Annotated in this window: 14 protein-coding genes; 8 read left to right on the forward strand and 6 right to left on the reverse strand. The window is 71.9% G+C overall.

From position 1 onward, the window contains the following. Positions 1–4: 4 nt before the first annotated feature. Entirely contained in the window at positions 5–1,762 is a 1,758-nt protein-coding gene (locus AB0N03_RS35360; RefSeq protein ID WP_364381147.1) for a GAF domain-containing protein, read from the reverse strand. Between the two features lie 143 nt (positions 1,763–1,905). On the opposite strand from AB0N03_RS35360, the gene AB0N03_RS35365 reads away from it, so the two are divergent. Together AB0N03_RS35365 and AB0N03_RS35370 are read left to right on the forward strand one after the other, a co-directional pair. Beyond that, positions 1,906–3,312 (forward strand): MFS transporter, encoded by a 1,407-nt coding sequence (locus AB0N03_RS35365; RefSeq protein ID WP_364381150.1) that lies wholly within the window; start codon positions 1,906–1,908, stop codon positions 3,310–3,312. Next, entirely contained in the window at positions 3,309–4,934 is a 1,626-nt protein-coding gene (locus tag AB0N03_RS35370; protein ID WP_364381153.1) for a tannase/feruloyl esterase family alpha/beta hydrolase, read from the forward strand. Before AB0N03_RS35365 ends, AB0N03_RS35370 begins: the two co-directional genes overlap by 4 nt. A gap of 60 nt (positions 4,935–4,994) precedes the next feature. On the opposite strand, the gene AB0N03_RS35375 is transcribed toward AB0N03_RS35370, so the two are convergent. From AB0N03_RS35375 to AB0N03_RS35385, 3 genes are all read right to left on the reverse strand, one after another. Next, positions 4,995–7,805: an AbfB domain-containing protein gene (locus AB0N03_RS35375; protein WP_364381156.1), complete on the reverse strand. Its 2,811-nt coding sequence runs from the start codon at positions 7,803–7,805 to the stop codon at positions 4,995–4,997. Positions 7,806–7,916: 111 nt separating this feature from the next. Further along, positions 7,917–8,549 carry a CoA transferase subunit B gene (locus tag AB0N03_RS35380; RefSeq protein ID WP_364381159.1) on the reverse strand — a complete coding sequence of 211 codons (633 nt, stop codon included), beginning with the start codon at positions 8,547–8,549 and terminating at the stop codon, positions 7,917–7,919. A gap of 1 nt (position 8,550) precedes the next feature. Next, complete coding sequence (locus tag AB0N03_RS35385; RefSeq protein WP_364381162.1) at positions 8,551–9,321, reverse strand: CoA transferase subunit A; 771 nt, start codon at positions 9,319–9,321, stop codon at positions 8,551–8,553. A gap of 105 nt (positions 9,322–9,426) precedes the next feature. Between AB0N03_RS35385 and AB0N03_RS35390 the strand changes: the two genes are divergently transcribed. From AB0N03_RS35390 to fahA, 4 genes are all read left to right on the forward strand, one after another. Continuing rightward, a complete protein-coding gene (locus tag AB0N03_RS35390) occupies positions 9,427–10,200 on the forward strand; it encodes an IclR family transcriptional regulator (RefSeq protein ID WP_364381165.1) in 774 nt (257 codons plus the stop codon). Positions 10,201–10,220: 20 nt separating this feature from the next. After that, positions 10,221–10,742: a MarR family transcriptional regulator gene (locus AB0N03_RS35395; RefSeq protein WP_364381168.1), complete on the forward strand. Its 522-nt coding sequence runs from the start codon at positions 10,221–10,223 to the stop codon at positions 10,740–10,742. A gap of 271 nt (positions 10,743–11,013) precedes the next feature. After that, the gene (locus AB0N03_RS35400) at positions 11,014–11,814 is read left to right on the forward strand and encodes a hypothetical protein (protein ID WP_364381171.1); all 801 of its coding nucleotides are present in this window, start codon (positions 11,014–11,016) and stop codon (positions 11,812–11,814) included. Next, positions 11,811–12,977, forward strand: a complete 1,167-nt coding sequence (gene fahA / locus AB0N03_RS35405) for a fumarylacetoacetase (RefSeq protein WP_364381174.1) — start codon at positions 11,811–11,813, stop codon at positions 12,975–12,977. The genes AB0N03_RS35400 and fahA overlap by 4 nt, the downstream gene beginning before the upstream one ends. 139 nt (positions 12,978–13,116) lie before the next feature. Here the strand turns inward: fahA and AB0N03_RS35410 are convergent, their stop codons facing one another. Together AB0N03_RS35410 and AB0N03_RS35415 are read right to left on the reverse strand one after the other, a co-directional pair. Continuing rightward, complete coding sequence (locus AB0N03_RS35410; RefSeq protein ID WP_364381177.1) at positions 13,117–13,830, reverse strand: BTAD domain-containing putative transcriptional regulator; 714 nt, start codon at positions 13,828–13,830, stop codon at positions 13,117–13,119. 113 nt (positions 13,831–13,943) lie between these two features. Beyond that, a complete protein-coding gene (locus tag AB0N03_RS35415) occupies positions 13,944–14,120 on the reverse strand; it encodes a hypothetical protein (RefSeq protein ID WP_364381180.1) in 177 nt (58 codons plus the stop codon). Between the two features lie 221 nt (positions 14,121–14,341). Between AB0N03_RS35415 and AB0N03_RS35420 the strand changes: the two genes are divergently transcribed. Next, positions 14,342–14,914, forward strand: a complete 573-nt coding sequence (locus tag AB0N03_RS35420) for a DUF4255 domain-containing protein (protein WP_364381183.1) — start codon at positions 14,342–14,344, stop codon at positions 14,912–14,914. After that, positions 14,911–15,639, forward strand: a complete 729-nt coding sequence (locus tag AB0N03_RS35425; RefSeq protein ID WP_364381186.1) for a carboxypeptidase regulatory-like domain-containing protein — start codon at positions 14,911–14,913, stop codon at positions 15,637–15,639. The genes AB0N03_RS35420 and AB0N03_RS35425 overlap by 4 nt, the downstream gene beginning before the upstream one ends. Positions 15,640–15,642 lie beyond the last annotated feature (3 nt).

Below are 15,642 nucleotides of genomic sequence, written 5' to 3' on the forward strand. Positions count from 1 at the left end.
CACCTCACGACGGCGCGGTGGCCGCCCGGAGCCGGTGCAGCCGGAGCCCGAGCCGCAGCTCGAGGTCGTTGTCGTGGCGCCAGTCGAAGCCGAGCACGGTGGTGGCCCGGTCCAGTCTCTTGAGCAGGGTGTTGACGTGCAGGTGCAACGCCCGGGCCGTCGCCGCGACGTTGGCGCGGTGGTCGTGGTAGACGCCGAGCGTGTCGACGAGATCGGTGCCACGCCGCTCGTCGTACTCGAGGAGCGCGCCGATCGTGTCGGCGACGAAGCGGTCGAGCTCGCCGGCCCGTTCGGGGTCGAAGACCATGGCGTACAAGGCGTATCGGCGCGTGGTGGCGCCCAGGTCGGTCTGCCCGATCGCGCGCATCACCGCACCACAACGGCCGGCCAGGGAGAAGGCGCGCGCCCAGTCGTGGTTGACCGCGCGTTCCCCGACGACGGTGACGGGACCGCCGAGGGTGCGGCGCAGTCTGCTGTGGACTTCCCCGACGGTCCGGTCGTCGTCTTCGCCGGGCAGGATCATCGTGGCCCGGCCCAGGTGCTCGCCCGCCAGCCCGGCGTGGTCCCGGGCGATGTCGTGCAGGTGGCGTGCCAGGTCGGTGGACGTCAGCGCGGCGGCGTCCGCGACGAGGACCAGATCGAGGCGGTCGGCGTCGATGCCGCGCGCGCGGGTGCGGGCGCGCTGGGCCGGGCTGATCCCGGGGCCGCCGACCATGAGATCGGTCAGGAGTTCTCCGCTCAGCCGCTCGCCGGCCTCGGCCACGGCCCGTTCCTTGAGGACGAGCAGCCCGACGATGTGCGTGGCCCGCTCGAGGGTGCGCAGGTCCATGTCGTCCGGGACCTCGTCGCCGTCGGCCGCCTTCCGGCTCCACACCAGGGCGCCGAGGTAGCTGTCCCCGGCCTGGACGGCGGCCACGCTGCGGGTGGTCCCGCCGGCGCCGGCCGAAGTCGTGCAGCGGCCCGAGCGGCGGGCGTCCTCGACGGCGCCGGCCAGGTCGGTGTCCGGGGGAGTCCGGCACGGGTCCGCGGCGGAATCCCGGCGGACGAGAGCGGCGCCGGTCCGGTCGAGGAGCGTGACGCTTCCGCCCAGCTGGTCGGCGAGCAGCTGCGCGACGTCGCCCGGTGTCCCGCCGCCCAGCACGACACCGGTCAGAGCTTCGTGGATCGCTTGCGCCCGCTCGCTCTTCCGGTAGGCGACCTGCAGCTGCTGCAAGGCGGTCCGGCTCGCTTCGTAGAGGCGGGCGTTGTCGAGGGCGACCGCGGCGTGATCGGCGAACGCGTTCAGCAGCGCGATCTCGTCGGCCTGGAAGGACCGTTCGGAGCGGTCCGCCGCGAACAGGGCGCCGACCGCTGCGCCCCGGATGACCAGCGGCACCCCGAGGAGCGCGACCAGTTCTTCGGTGCCGGCCAGGCGGTCGAAGTTCGAATCGTGCTCGATGAGCGTCGAGGTGGCGTAGTCGCGCACCCAGTGCGGGCTCCGCGAAGCCAGCACCTTGCCCCCGAGCCCGACGGTCGCCGGGATGGCCGCCGCGAGGAACTCGGCGGAGATCGTGCCCTCCGACGCGCGGGCCGACAGCCTGCCGTCCGCGCCGACCAGCGAGAGGTAGGTGAAGTCCGTGCCGATCAGCTCGTGGGCGTGGTGGACGATCGACTGCAGGACCTGGTCGAGCTCGCCCAGCGCGGTGAGCGACTTGACGGTGGCGTACAACGACGCCAGTTCACGCTGCCGGCGCGTCTCCGCTTCGCCTGGTTCGCTGGCCACAGTGCCATCCTCCGGGTTGTCGGGTGGACGAAAGACCCACCGTTTCGGCGGGAGGAGTAGGTGTTCCACACCTCAACCGCAGCGTAACGGCGCCTTAACATGACCGCCATCACTTGCCGGCGCTACCGACGAAGGCGGCATCCATGGCAGCCCCGCTCACCCAACCCGAAGGGCAATCCGGCCACGCTGACGCCGGTTCGCCCGCGACCCGACCCCGGGCCTTCCGCAAGCTGCTGGCCGCGGGGCTCATCGGAAGTTCGATCGAGTGGTACGACTTCTTCCTCTACGGCACCGCGGCCGCGCTGGTGTTCCCCAAGGTGTTCTTCCCGCACGCCTCGGCGCTGACGGGGACGCTCCTGGCCTTCAGCACGTTCTGGGCCGGTTTCGTGGCGCGGCCGATCGGCGGGGTGCTCGCCGGGCACCTCGGGGACAAGTACGGGCGCAAGCCGGTCGTCGTCGCGTGCCTGGCGGTCATGGGGGCCGCCACCTTCCTGATCGGCTGCCTGCCCACCGCGGCGTCCGTCGGCGCGCTGGCCCCGACCCTGCTCGTCATCCTGCGCTTCATCCAGGGCCTGGCCACCGGCGGCCAGTGGGGCGGCATCGTGCTCCTGCTCACCGAGTCCGCCGGCCCGAAACGGCGGGGTTTCGCCGGAACCTTCGGCCAGACCAGCGTTCCCGTCGCGGTGATCCTCTCGAACCTGATCTTCGTGGCCGCCAGCGGCCTGATGCCGGACGCCGCCTTCCTCAGCTGGGGCTGGCGCATCCCGTTCCTGCTCAGCGTCGTGATGTTCTCGGTGGTCCTCTACATCCAGGCCAAGGTGGAGGACACGCCGGAGTTCCGCGACCTGCAGCGTGAGGTGGGCAAGCCCGACGGCGCGGTGGTCCGGGCGCCGCTGGCCCAGGTGCTGCGCAGCAAGTGGGGAACCATCCTGCTCGGCTGCGGGCTCCTGTCCGCCACCAACAGCCTGTTCTACGTCAGCATCTCCGGGCTTTTGAGCTACGGCACGGGTTCTCTCGGGCTCAAACGTGATTCCCTGCTCGCGGTCGTGCTGCTCAGCTCGGTGGCGATGCTCGTGGTCATCCCGTGGTCCGGGCGCATCTCGGACAAGGTGGGCCGCCGGCCGCTGATCCTGATCGGCGGTCTCGGCGTCGCGGTCTGGGCCTTCCCGTACTTCGGGCTCATCGGCACCGCGTCCCTGCCGCTGATCTTCGTCGCGGTGACGGTGGGTTTCGTGTTCCAGTGCCTCACCTACGGCCCGATCGCGAGCTTCCTCGGCGAGCTCTTCGCGCCCGGCGTCCGCTACTCGGGCGCGTCGCTGGCCTACCAGCTTTCGGCGATCATCGTCAGCGGCGGCACGCCGTTCCTGATGACCGCCCTCATCGCGAACACCGGGAGCACCGTGCCGGTCGCCGTCTACATCACCTTGATGGGCCTGATCACCTTCGCCAGCGCGTGGTTCCTGCCCGAGACGAACCCGGGCGAGGTCCGGGACGATCCGCACGCCATCCCGGGCGCGCACCTCTACCGCGCGGAGCTGAGGCCGGAATGAAGCGGACATCGGCAAGGACGGCCCGCCGGCTCGCGCTGCCGGCGACCGTGGTCGTCATGGCGGCCGCCTTGGCCGGCCCGGCGGCCGCGACGACGGTTGCGGGATGCGCCGGGCTGGACCAGCTGAAGATTCCGGCGTCGGTCATGAGCCTGCCGACCGGCGGCGGCCGCGTGACGTCGGTTTCGGTCGTGACCGGTCCCGTCGAGTACTGCCGGGTCGACGCCGACCTCTTTCCCGTCGATCCGGCCGCGCCCGCCATCAAAATGCGCGTCGCGCTGCCCCGCGACTGGAACCGCAAGGCGCTGATGTTCGGCGGTGGCGGCTACAACGGCACCATCCCCGACCTGGCGTCGAACGTGCCGTTCGGGCCCGCCGACCGGCCGGTGCCCCTGGCCCGCGGGTACGCGACGTTCGCGAGCGACTCCGGCCACCAGCAGAACCCGGCGGCCCCGCCGAGCCTGGACGGGTCGTTCGGGGCGAACGACGAGGCCCTGCTCAACTTCGCCGCCGGTGACGCCCTCAAGAAGACGCGGGACGCGAGCCTGTTCCTCATCCGGCACGCCTACACGGCGACACCCGCCGAGGTCTACTTCGCCGGTGGATCGACGGGCGGCCGCGAAGCCCTCACCGTGGCCCAGCGGTGGCCGGCCGCGTTCGACGGCGTGATCTCTGCCTTCCCGGCGTGGAACAACCTCGCCGAGGTGCTGGACCTGGGATACCTGACGCAGGTTCTGTCGCGGCCCGGCGCGTTCCCCGGTGTCGACAAGCAGACGCTCCTCTACAACAGCGTCATCTCCGCGTGCGACGGCGCGGACGGGCTGGTGGACAAGGTCGTCTCGGACCCGGGCGCCTGCCACTTCGATCCGCGCGTGCTTCGCTGCCCGGGCGGAGCCGACGCCGGTCCGGCTTGCCTGTCGGATCCGCAGATCGGCGCCGTGACCGCCATGTCGTCCCCGTTCCGGTGGCCGTACCGGGTCGCCAGTGGCGAGACCGGCTACCCGGGCTTCCCGTTCCTGTCGGGAGCGGACATGCGGACGCCGTTCCTCGGGTTCGGCACCACCGCGCCGGCCGATCCGATGCCGGTGACGAGCGGCTACGGGATGCAGTACTGGGACCAGTGGGTGAAGTACTTCCTGACCCGCGACCCGCAGTACAACTCGCTCGACGTCGATCCCCGCCACCCCGGCAAGTGGCTCGGCCGGATCAGTGCGCTGTCCAAGATCGAGGACCGCAACAACGCGGACCTCCGCCCGTTCGCCCGCGCCGGCGGCAAGCTGATCCTGCTGCACGGAGCCGCGGACGAGCTGGTGTCGCCGTACTCGACGAGCGACTACTACGAGCGGGTGCGCGCGGTGGCGGGGCCTCGGGCGACGGATGCGTTCACGCGGTACTACGTGGTGCCCGGCGCGAACCACGCCAACTTCGGCACACCGGCGTTCGCCGCCGGCTGGGACTCGCTCACGGCGCTCGAACACTGGGCCGAACGGGGACAGCCGCCGACGAACCCGACCGTGGCCGATGTGGCCCACGACCGCACCCGTCCGCTTTGCGAGTACCCGGCCTGGCCGCGGTACCGCGCCGGTGATCCGGACCGGGCGTCGAGTTTCGTCTGCACGCGGTGACGCCGGGACCACCAGGTCGTTCGGGGCCGAGCTGGTGGTCCTCGGCGCGGTCGGCCGGAGTTACGGAGCCCAGGGCGCCGCGACGGTCCAGCTGCTGTCGGCCGTCACCGTCTGGGGGCGGTCGGAGCCCGTGCCGCCGCCCGAGGCGATGTAGACCTGGGAGTCGAAGTGCCGCAGGAACGCCCCCGGGATGTTGAGCGACTCGAACGTCACGCCGGTGCCGCCGAGGCCCGGCCGGGTGCAGAACGTCGCGTCCGCGCGCAGCAGGGCCGTGCCGTCGTCCGGGGAGTTGCGGACGCGGCCGTCCTGGTGGCGCAGGAACTGCCCGGGGTAGTTCACCGACTCGAAGGAGTAGCACGAGGACTCGGCGAGCCCGCGCCGGACGGTGTACGTCGCGTCCTGCTTGAGCAACGCGCCGCTGCCGCCGGTCACCACCTCGGTGTAGGCGAGGCCGCCGGCGTGCCGCAGGTACCGGTCGGTGTAGCCCCACGTCGTGACCCGCAGCGACTGTCGCGCGTTGACGGCGAGGGGTACCGAGCTGCGCCACAGCGCCGGCGCCGAGACGTTCCACGTCGCGTCGGCGGCGAAGCTCGTCGCGGTGTCCCACGGGTTCGGGCCCCCGCTTTGGGCCAGGTACACGGTTTCGTCGTAGTGCCGCAGGTACCGGCCGGGAAGGTTCAGCGACTCGAACGACGTCCCGCCGGCGGCGAGCCCCGGCCGCGTGCACCAGGTGGCGTCCGCGGCGAACGTGCCGCCGGTGTCGCTGTCGATCCGGACGCGGCCATCGGCGTGCCGCAGGAACTTGCCGGGGAAATTGACCGACTCGAAGGAGAAGCAACGCGGGTCCGCGAGCCCCGCGACGGTCCGGAAGGAGGCGTCCTGCCGGGGCCCGTCCGCGCTGCCCGGGGTCAGGACATCGGTGCGGGCGAAGGAATCCGCGTGCCGCAGGTACCGGTCGGTGAACCCGGGCGTGGTCACCCGGAACGACCGGACGTGCCCGAGCGTCAGCGGCACGGCCGCGTTCAGGTTCTTCGACGCGGCGATCAGGTCGGCGTGCGCGGCGCGGACGCGGGCGGTGTCGACCTTCTGCACCCGCCGGTCGTAGGTGAGCAGGCCGTTGTACTCGCCTTCGACGTCGGTGATCTCGGTGTAGACCGACGCCGACAGGCCCTTGGTGGTCACCAGCTGTTTCGCGTCCCGGACCATGCCGGTGTAGCGGTCGTTCAGCTGCGCCGCGCTCGTCATCTGCTCGTAGGCGAAGAAGCCGCCGGTGGGGCTGTACTCGTGGCCGGGGTTGCGCAGGCCGAGACCGCCGAACTCGCCGAGCACCGATACCCGGGTCGCGGACGGCCGGGGCGCGTCCGGTCCGGTGTAGACGTGCCAGTCGATGAGGTCGCCGGTGCCCGGATCACCCTTGGCGGCACAGCAGTTGAACCCGCTGTGCGCGTTCACCAGCCGGGTCGGGTCGTAGTTCTTCAGGCTGGTCGTGACGCGCCTGGTCTCGTCCAGGTTCCACTCGCCCCAACCCTCGTTGAACGGCACGTACGTCACGACAGCGGGGGAGAAGCGGTGCTCGTCGACGATCTCGCGCGCCTCGGTCTCGAACTCGGCGATCTGCGCCGGCGTGCGGTTCGAGTCGGCGGTCGGGGTCGACGGGATGTCCTGCCACACCAGCAGTCCCAGCCGGTCGGCCCAGTAGTACCAGCGGGCCGGCTCCACCTTGATGTGCTTGCGCACCATGGTGAAGCCGAGTTCCTTGTGCTTCTGCAGGTCGGATGCCAGCGCCGCGTCGGTCGGCGCGGTGTACAGGCCGTCGGGCCAGAAACCCTGGTCCAGGGTGCCGATCTGGAACACGAACTCGCCGTTGAGCGTCGGCCGCAGCACGCCGTTCACGTTCTTCGTGCCGACCTCGCGCATGCCGAAGTAGCTGACGACCTGGTCGACCGTCGTGCCCGCGGCGTTGCGCAGCGACACCCGCAGGTCGTAGAGGAACGGGTCGTCGGGCGACCACCGCCGCGCGGCCGGCACCGGCACGGAGAACTCGGTGAAGCCCCCGGTGGCGCTGCCGACGACGGCGCCGCCGGTCATCGACTCGGCGAGCACGGAGTACCCGCTGACGTCCCCGCGGCCGAACACCCGCACGCGTGCGGTGTTGTCGGCCAGGTTCGGGTAGATGTCGACGGAGAAGATCGACGACGGGGCGGTCGGCTCGAGCCAGACCGTCTGCCAGATCCCGGAAGACGGCGTGTAGAAGATGTTCGACGGCGTGGTGGCCTGCTTGCCGACGGGCTGGTTCTCGCCGCGGCCGTCGGTCGGGTCGTAGACGCGGACGACGATCTCGTTGGCGCCGCCGGTGAGCCGCGCGGTGATGTCGGCTTCGAACCGGTCGTACCCGCCCTTGTGCGTGGCGACCTGGACGCCGTTGACCCACACGGTGGCTTCGTAGTCGACGGCGCCGAAGTGCAGTTGCACGTTCCGGCCGGCCCAGGCTTGCGGCACCGTGAAGGTGCGGCGGTAGAACATCAGGTCGCGGTTGTCGTTGCGCATGATGCCCGACAGCGCCGATTCGACGGGGTAGGGCACGAGGATGCGCTCGGGCAGCGTCTGCCCGAGGGGCGGCGCGGCGTAGCGGTCGACGCTGCCGCCCGCGCCGGTGGCGGGGTTGAGGAACTCCCACTCCCCGTTGAGGGACTGCCAGTCGGGCCGCGTCATCTGCGGCCGCGGGTACTCGGGCAGCGGGTCGGTGGTGCTCACCTGGGACGTCCACGGCGTGGACAGCGGCGGGGGCTTCGGTGCGACGGCGGCGTCCGCCGTCGGCGCGACCGAGATCGTGCAGAGCAGCGCGAGAACCAGGACGGCGAGACGGCGCATCGGACTCCTCGGGCGGGCTCGGACTGGTGGTCACCGCCCCTCACACGCGCGACGCCCGTTCGAGGTTGAGTCTCGAACGGGCGTCGTGGGCGAGAAACCGGCCGCCGGGGGTCAGGACACGCGGATCCGCGGTCCGGTCTGCTTCTGCACCTGCTCGAAGTCGACCTCCGGCGCCAGCTCGACGAGCGAGAGCCCGTCGGACGTCACGTCGAGGACGCACAGGTCGGTGATGATCCGCTGGACGACGCCGCGGCCGGTGTAGGGCAGCGTGCACTCCTCGACGATCTTGGGCGACCCGTCGCGGGCGACGTGCTCCATCAGGACGATCACCTTCTTCGCGCCGTGGACCAGGTCCATCGCGCCGCCCATGCCCTTGACCATCTTGCCGGGGATCATCCAGTTCGCGAGGTCCCCCGCCGCGGAAACCTGCATCGCGCCGAGGATGGCGGCGTCGATCTTGCCGCCGCGGATCATCCCGAAGGACAGCGCCGAGTCGAAGAACGACGCGCCCTTGCGCACCGTGACGGTTTCCTTGCCCGCGTTGATGAGGTCCGGGTCGACGGCGTCCTCCTCCGGGTACGGCCCCACGCCGAGGATGCCGTTCTCCGACTGCAGGACCAGCTCGACGTCGTCGGGCACGTGGTTCGGCACCAGCGTCGGCAGGCCGATCCCGAGGTTGACGTAGTCGCCGTCGCGCAGCTCGCCGGCGGCGCGGGCGGCCATTTCGTCGCGGTTCCACGCCATTTCAGCGGGCCTCCGTTCCGGTGCGCACGGTGCGCTTCTCGATCGGCTTGTCCGCGGCCTGTTCCGGCGTCAGCGCCACCACGCGGTGCACGTACGCGCCCGGCAGGTGGACGTCGTTCGGGTCGAGCTCGCCCGGCTCGACCAGCTGCTCGACCTCGGCGATCGTGACGCGGCCGGACATGGCGGCCAGGGGGTTGAAGTTGCGGGCCGCGTCCTTGAAGACGAGGTTCCCGTGCCGGTCGCCCCGCCAGGCCCGGACCAGCCCGAAGTCGGCGACGATCGCGCGCTCGAGGACGTACTCCTTGCCGTCGAAGCTCTGCTTCTGCTTCGGCGGGCTCGCCTTCTCGACGGCGCCGGCGGTGTCGTACTTCCACGGCAGGCCGCCGTCGGCGACCTGGGTGCCCGCCCCGGTGGCGGTGAAGAACGCGGGGATGCCGGAGCCGCCGGCGCGCAGCCGTTCGGCGAGCGTGCCCTGCGGGGTCAGCTCGACCTCCAGCTCGCCGCCGAGGTACTGGCGCGCGAACTCCTTGTTCTCCCCGACGTAGGAGGCGACGACGCGCCGCAGGCGGCCGGCGCCGAGCAGGACGCCCAGGCCCCAGCCGTCGACCCCGGCGTTGTTCGACACCACTTCGAGGTTCGCGGTCCCGGCCTCGAACAGCGCGTGGATGAGGACGGCGGGCACGCCGCACATCCCGAACCCGCCCACCGCGAGCGTGGCGCCGCCGGGGATGTCGGCGATGGCCTGCGCGGCCGATTCGATCACCTTGTCCATGGCCGACATCAGACGGGTACGGCGGTTGTGCGGTCAACCAGTGAACGCACTCGACCAGCAGATTGTTCGTCTCACGGTCGAAAACAGTGGGGTAGTGTTCACTGAGTGGACGCACCTGGAGACCTCGTCGGCCGGACCCACCGGGCGCTGCGCGCGGTCGCGGTCCACGAGCCCGGCGGCGCGACGACGACGGCTGTCGCGCGGGAAGCGGGGCTGCCCCGGCCGACCGTGCACCGGCTGCTGACGTCGCTGCAGGGCGTGGGTCTGGTGGAGCGGGAGCCGGACACCGATCACTGGGTGCTGGGCCCGGAGCTGTACTTCCTCGGCGTGGCCGCGGCCCGGCGCTACGACGTCACGGAGGCGGCGCTGCCCGTCGTCCGGCGGCTCGCCCTCGCGACGGGGGAGAGCGCGTTCTTCTCGGCGCGGCGCGGGGAGGAGACGATCTGCCTGATCCGCGAGGACGGCGCGTTCCCGATCCGCAGCCACGTCCTGTTCGAAGGAGCGCGCTTCCCGCTGGGCGTCGTCTCGGCCGGCATGGTGGTCCTCGCCCACCTGCCCGACCGGGAGGTCGACGACTACCTCGGCCGGGCCGACCTCGTCGCGACCTACGGACCGCAGCACGACGCCGTCGAAATCCGCCGGCACATCGCGGCGACCCGCACGCACGGCTACTCGGTGAACCCCGGTCTCGTGGTGGAGGGCAGCTGGGGCCTCGCGGCGGCGGTGTTCGACCAGGCGGGCTCGCCGCGGTGGGCGCTCACGCTGACCGGGGTGGCGCACCGGTTCGGCGCCGACCGGATTCCCCAGCTGGGCGCGCTGCTCCTGCGAGAGGCGCACGCGTTGTCCGCGACCTTGGCGCACAACCAGTTTCGATTTTGACCAGTTGTTAAGGTGGCCGGATGGCGGAAGAGCTGGACTTCTGGTCGTTCGTCGAGCTGGCCAACCGCCGGCTCGCGACGGAGTACGGCTTCCGCCACCAGCTGGCCACCGAAGTGCTGCTGACCCTCAACCGGGCGTCGGACCTGGTCACCTACGACCTGGAGGCCGCGGTGCACCGGCCGCGCGGCCGGTCGTGGTCGGCGTTCCGGCTGCTGTTCGTGGTCTGGCTGGCCGGGCCCCTGGAGCCGAAAAGCGCGGCCCGGCTCACCGGGATGAGCCGGGCGGCGGTGTCGAACCTGATGAAGCCGCTCGTCGCGGACGGCCTGCTCGACCGCGCCCCGGACGAGCGCGACGGCCGCTCGGTCCAGCTGTCGCTGACCGGCGCCGGGCACGACGAGATGGTGTCGGTGTTCCGCGAGCACAACGAACGCGAGTTCGGCTGGACCGAAGCCCTCACCGAGGAGGAGCAGCGGATCCTGGTGATGCTGCTGGGCAAGCTGATCACCGGCCGGACGGGGTCCGACACCCGCAGCCGCCGCTAGCCCGGTTCCGCGGTGCGCAGAGGTTGGGGGTGCGTGCCGGTGGTGCCGCGAATGACTCATTCGGGACCTCCGGCGCCGCGAATGAGTCATTCGCGGCGCTCCCGCCGCCGGCCCCTACCCGGGGAGCGAGCCGGGGACTACGCTGCCCAAAAGGTAGTCAAAGTGTGAACTAATTCGGCCTGGAGGCGACCATGGCACACTACCGCCGCGCGGGGACCATCCCGCCGAAGCGGCACACCCGGCTCCGCACGCCCGAGGGCGGGCCGGTCGCGTGATCCCCGCCCTCTTCGCCGGCCTGTGCGACGACGCCGCGGTGTTCCCGCCCGGCCTCGCGCCCCTGCCGGACGCGATCTCCGCGCACGACGCGTACGGGAAAGCTTGGTACGCGGATCTCGTCGGCCCGCTGGTGCTCGCCGCCCCGGCGCTCGACGCGCTGGGCGACCTGCTCGGGCCCCGCGAAACCCCGCTCGCGATCGCGGTGACGCTGCCCGGCGGCCCCGACCGGCTGCCCGCCGTGCTCGACGCCGTCAAGACGCTGCCGGTGGAGCTGCAGGCCCTGGAGATCGCCGTGCCCGAAGGCATGGGGCCGGCCGGACTCCTCGACGCCCTGTCGGCCGCCACCGCGCCGGTGTACGTCGAGATCCCGCGCGACGACCGCCGCCTGCCGCTCCTGCGGGCACTCGCGGGAACGGGCCACCGCGCGAAGTTCCGCACCGGTGGGGTCCGCGCCGACCGGTACCCCACCGAGGACGAGCTGGCCGGCGCGATCTGCGCGGCCATCGACGCCGGGGTGCCGTTCAAGGCGACGGCCGGGCTGCACCACGCGCTGCGCAACACCGACCCGGAGACCGGGTTCGAGCAGCACGGCTTCCTGAACCTGCTGCTCGCGGCCGCCGACCCCGACCACGCCGAGGCGCACCTCGCCGAACGCGACGGCGCGGTCGTCGCCCGGCTCGTCCGGGACCTGGAGGACGGCGTCCGGACGCGGTTCACGTCGTTCGGCACGTGCAGCGTCACCGACCCCCTGACCGAGCTGGCCGCCCTCGGCCTGCTGCCCCGAGGAGAGGCATGACCACGATCGACATCCCCGCCGGTTCCCCGTTCGGGACGGCCAACCTGCCCTACGGCGTGTTCTCCGCCGCCGGCGACGCACCGCGCGTCGGCGTCCGCGTCGGGGACTCCGTGCTCGACCTGGCCCGCACACTCGGTGACGACGTCTTCGCCGCGCCCACGCTGAACCCGTTCATGGCGCAGGGCCACGACCGCTGGGTGGCCGTCCGCGAGCGGATCACCGAACTCGTCGCCGGCGACGTCCCGGACGACGCCGTGCACGCGGTCGACGACGTCACGCTGCACCTGCCGTTCGAGGTCGCGGACTACGTCGACTTCTACGCGTCCGAGCACCACGCGTCCAACGTCGGGCGGTTGTTCCGGCCGGACGCGGAACCGTTGCTGCCCAACTGGAAGCACCTGCCGGTCGGCTACCACGGCCGGGCCGGGACGGTGCTGGTCTCCGGCACGGACATCGTGCGCCCGAGCGGCCAGCGCAAGGGCGACCCCGCGCCGGTGTTCGGCCCGAGCACCCGCCTGGACATCGAGGCGGAGCTGGGCTTCGTCGTCGGCACGGGCACGCCGCGGAACACCCCGATCGCCCCGGACGACTTCGCGCGGCACGTGTTCGGCGCGGTGCTGCTCAACGACTGGTCGGCGCGCGACATCCAAGCCTGGGAGTACGTGCCGCTCGGCCCGAACCTGGGCAAGAGCTTCGCGACGTCGGTCTCGGCGTGGGTCGTCCCCATCCTCGCGCTGGAGGCCGCGCGGATCCCGCTGCCCGGCCAGGACCCGGAACCGCTGCCGTACCTGCGGGAAAGCCGGCCGTGGGGGCTCGACGTCGAGCTGGTCGTCGAGTGGAACGGCGAGGAGGTCAGCCGCCCGCCCTACCGCGAGATGTACTGGTCGCCCGCGCAAATGCTGGCCCACCTGACGGTCAACGGCGCGTCGGCGCGCACCGGCGACCTGTACGGCTCCGGCACGATCTCCGGCCCGGAGAAGCACCAGCGCGGCGCGTTCCTCGAGCTGAGCTGGGGTGGCAAGGAACCGCTGACCGTCAAGGGCGAGGAGCGCAGCTTCCTCCTCGACGGCGACGAGGTGGTGATCACGGGCACGGCCCCGGGCGCGAACGGCGCGCGCATCGGCTTCGGCGAAGTCCGCGGCCGCGTCCTCTCGGCCGGCTGAGCCGAACGGATCCCGTCGACGCCGACCCGTTTCACGGCGAATTCACGGCGGCCGCCGGGCAATCACGATCAATTCGTGCTTGCCCGGCGAATCGCTATTCCGGCGATGAGCACCGTCCGAATTCGGGAAATCGCCGTGACTAGTGCGGCAGGAGGTGGCGCAGGACCTCGGACGGTTCGAGCCCCAGTTCTTCGCGCAGTGTGCGACGGCACTGGTCGTACTGGTGCTGCGCCGCCGCCCGGTTGCCGGCGGCGAGGTGCGCGTCGATGAGGACCCGGTGCGCGCTCTCCCGCAACGGCTCGGCCCGCACCGCGGTCAGGCCGGCCGCCACCGCCTCACCGTGCCGGCCGGCCGTGGTGAGCCGCTTCGCCATGGCCTCCAACGCATACAGCCGCAACTGGTGGAACTGCTCCTGCTCGAGCAGCACCCACTCGTTGTCCGACCACTCGGGCAACAGGTCGGCGGACAGGTCGTCGCGCGTGCGCCGGTCCAGGATGTCGTCGCACCCGCAGGACCGGTCGAGCAGGCGGTGCGCGCGGGCGACCGCGTCGTGGATGTCGACGGTGATGTTGCCCGCCAGCGCCATCTCCTGCACCGACGCGTCGATGACCCGGTGCCCGGTGCGCGACGCGCGCCACAGCGACGAACGCAGGTTCGCGTTGGCGCGGGGCGTGGTCGCCTCCGGCCACAGCGTTCTCGCCACGTAGGTTCTGGTCCGCGGCCGGTCCTGCAGCGCGAGGAAAGCGAGCAACCGCTGCGCGCTGGACGACAGCGCCACCCGGTCGTCGTCCACGAGCAACGTGAATCCCTTGAGCAGCCGCAGTGTCACGATCTGCGTTTCTCCAGTGCGCATCGGCTCCCCAACCTCTGCCCGGCACCGATCGGATCGACCCCACCCGTTGAGCAATTCGCGACCCCGGTGCGAAACGTTACCGGAATTATCGCCGATGCGGCGTCAACCGGGCGTCACGAAAACGTCATCGGGCCTGATCCGAGCTCGTCCAGCCAGTTCCGGACGGCTTCGAGCACCGCCTCGGGAGACGTGACCGCGAGCGGCTTGGCCTCGTTCGTGCCGATCGTGGAGAGGACGCGGACCCGGAGGGCGCCGGGCTCGCCGCCTTCCAGCCACGCACGCAGAACCATGCTGCCGGATCGCTCCTCGGGGGGCTCCACCCCCGCAGGATGCGCGCCGGTGTGTCACCGCCCCGTTGGCGCGGCGTGTGCGGGCACGTCAACGCGCGCCCGGGGAACGCCGCCGTGACGCCGAAGCGACGCGCGGATCGCGGACCGGCCACGCCACCCCTGCGATGCTGCGCCCCGGCACGTCGCAGCCACGTCCCGGCGTGCCGCAGGGGAGGACTGGCATGGGCGATTTCGGCGTCGTCGCCGACGTTTCGACGATCATCGTGGACCGGCTCACCGAGGCGCTGCGCAGCCTCGATCCGAACGACCCGCCGAGGGCGGTGCTGAGCGACCTCGAGGACCGGCCGGGCCAGGCGTCGCTCACGGTCTTCCTGTACGAGATCGCGGAGGACCCGACCTCGCGCAACCGGCCGCCGATCCGCTCGCTCCCGCCGTCGGCGCCGACGAGCCGCAAACCGCCGATGGCGCTGCTGCTGCGCTACCTGATCACGCCGTGGGGCGGCAACCAGGAAACGCAGCACCAGATGATCGGCCGGGCGCTGCAGGTCTTCTACGACGACGCGATCTGGACCGGCGAGGAGCTGACGGGCAGCATGGCGGGCACCACCGAGGCGCTGCAGTTCACGCTGACCCCGCTGACGCTCGATCAGAAGTCGTGGATCTGGTACGCGATCCAGAAGCCCTACCGGCTTTCCCTCAACTACGAGGTCCGGGTCGTCAACCTCGACTCCCTCGACGTCGCCGAACTCCGGCTCGTGCGCAGCCGCACGATCAGCGGGGCGACGCTGCCATGACCCGCTACTACCCCGTCGAGACCTCCGTGCTGCACAGCCCGGCGTGGTTCGTGCCGTTCGACGAGTTCGCCCAGCGCGTGCGGGCCGCCGACGTGACCGCGGAACTGGACCGCTTCGACCCGGACGGCGCCGGCTGGGTGCCGCAGGACACGCCGGCGATCCGCACGCCGAGCGCCGCGATCGCCTACCCGGAGCTCGGCCGCCGCCGGGGGCCGGGCGCCGAGCCGGAGCGGTTCCGCGTCCGCTTCTCGGTCGTCGGGCTCGCGCCGCTGTACCCGGCGGACGGCGCGAGCTTCGACGCGGCCCTGACCGGGGTCGAGTTCCTGGCCGAGCCGTACGACGACACGACCCCGCCCGCGGTGGGCAGCGAGCCGAGGCTGGTCCGGTTGCTGCCGGGCACCGCTTTCCCGTACCGGCCCGGCGTCCGCACCGTCCACGGCGTCGTCGTCGACGCGGTCACCCGGGCGCCGGTGGCGAACGCGCTGGTCGAGGCGCGCGGCACCACGATCCGGGACGGGGTCGCGTGGCTGGAGCGGACCCTCACCGACACCGGCGGCGCGTTCCGGCTCGCCCTGCGGTGGGAGGGCGAGCCGGTCATCGGGCCGCCGCCCGTGCAGATCTTCCACCTGACGGCCACCGAGCGGCCGGGGCGGACCGGGGTCCTGGACGTCCGGCTGCCCACCGAACGGGACCGCCGGCACGTCATCGAGATCGTCGAACCGTAGCGG

Origin of the sequence: Amycolatopsis sp. NPDC051061 (assembly GCF_040682935.1) — a bacterium.
Lineage (GTDB): Bacteria > Actinomycetota > Actinomycetes > Mycobacteriales > Pseudonocardiaceae > Amycolatopsis.

Excerpts from the sequence above, each read along its gene's own strand:
- AB0N03_RS35365 (WP_364381150.1), top strand. The coding sequence starts at position 1,906 with ATGGCAGCCCCGCTCACCCAACCCGAAGGGCAATCCGGCCACGCTGAC.
- AB0N03_RS35370 (WP_364381153.1), top strand. The coding sequence starts at position 3,309 with ATGAAGCGGACATCGGCAAGGACGGCCCGCCGGCTCGCGCTGCCGGCG.
- AB0N03_RS35375 (WP_364381156.1), bottom strand. The coding sequence starts at position 7,805 with ATGCGCCGTCTCGCCGTCCTGGTTCTCGCGCTGCTCTGCACGATCTCG.
- AB0N03_RS35380 (WP_364381159.1), bottom strand. The coding sequence starts at position 8,549 with ATGGCGTGGAACCGCGACGAAATGGCCGCCCGCGCCGCCGGCGAGCTG.
- AB0N03_RS35385 (WP_364381162.1), bottom strand. The coding sequence starts at position 9,321 with ATGGACAAGGTGATCGAATCGGCCGCGCAGGCCATCGCCGACATCCCC.
- AB0N03_RS35395 (WP_364381168.1), top strand. The coding sequence starts at position 10,221 with ATGGCGGAAGAGCTGGACTTCTGGTCGTTCGTCGAGCTGGCCAACCGC.
- fahA (WP_364381174.1), top strand. The coding sequence starts at position 11,811 with ATGACCACGATCGACATCCCCGCCGGTTCCCCGTTCGGGACGGCCAAC.
- AB0N03_RS35410 (WP_364381177.1), bottom strand. The coding sequence starts at position 13,830 with ATGCGCACTGGAGAAACGCAGATCGTGACACTGCGGCTGCTCAAGGGA.
- AB0N03_RS35415 (WP_364381180.1), bottom strand. The coding sequence starts at position 14,120 with ATGGTTCTGCGTGCGTGGCTGGAAGGCGGCGAGCCCGGCGCCCTCCGG.
- AB0N03_RS35420 (WP_364381183.1), top strand. The coding sequence starts at position 14,342 with ATGGGCGATTTCGGCGTCGTCGCCGACGTTTCGACGATCATCGTGGAC.
- AB0N03_RS35425 (WP_364381186.1), top strand. The coding sequence starts at position 14,911 with ATGACCCGCTACTACCCCGTCGAGACCTCCGTGCTGCACAGCCCGGCG.